This is a genomic window from Salmonella sp. NW645, from assembly GCF_051703725.1.
GTDB lineage: Bacteria > Pseudomonadota > Gammaproteobacteria > Enterobacterales > Enterobacteriaceae > Salmonella > Salmonella enterica.
Genome location: NZ_JAMMKR010000031.1, coordinates 1 through 662 on the forward strand (window position 1 = coordinate 1; position 662 = coordinate 662).

At 51.1% G+C, this 662-nt stretch carries 1 rRNA gene; it reads left to right on the forward strand.

Annotation, left to right across the window (positions count from 1 at the left end):
* Nucleotides 1-122: 122 nt before the first annotated feature.
* Nucleotides 123-662, forward strand: a 23S ribosomal RNA gene (locus NA389_RS21920); the annotation flags it as partial.

The following is a 662-nucleotide window of genomic DNA, read 5'->3' on the forward strand; positions in this document are numbered from 1 at the left end:
TTTGCTCTTTAAAAATCTGGATCAAGCTGAAAATTGAAACACAGAACAACGAAAGTTGTTCGTGAGTCTCTCAAATTTTCGCAACACGATGATGAATCGCAAGAAACATCTTCGGGTTGTGAGGTTAAGCGACTAAGCGTACACGGTGGATGCCCTGGCAGTCAGAGGCGATGAAGGGCGTGCTAATCTGCGATAAGCGCCGGTAAGGTGATATGAACCGTTATAACCGGCGATACCCGAATGGGGAAACCCAGTGTGACTCGTCACACTATCATTAACTGAATCCATAGGTTAATGAGGCGAACCGGGGGAACTGAAACATCTAAGTACCCCGAGGAAAAGAAATCAACCGAGATTCCCCCAGTAGCGGCGAGCGAACGGGGAGGAGCCCAGAGCCTGAATCAGCATGTGTGTTAGTGGAAGCGTCTGGAAAGGCGCGCGATACAGGGTGACAGCCCCGTACACAAAAGCGCATGTGCTGTGAGCTCGATGAGTAGGGCGGGACACGTGGTATCCTGTCTGAATATGGGGGGACCATCCTCCAAGGCTAAATACTCCTGACTGACCGATAGTGAACCAGTACCGTGAGGGAAAGGCGAAAAGAACCCCGGCGAGGGGAGTGAAAAAGAACCTGAAACCGTGTACGTACAAGCAGTGGGAGC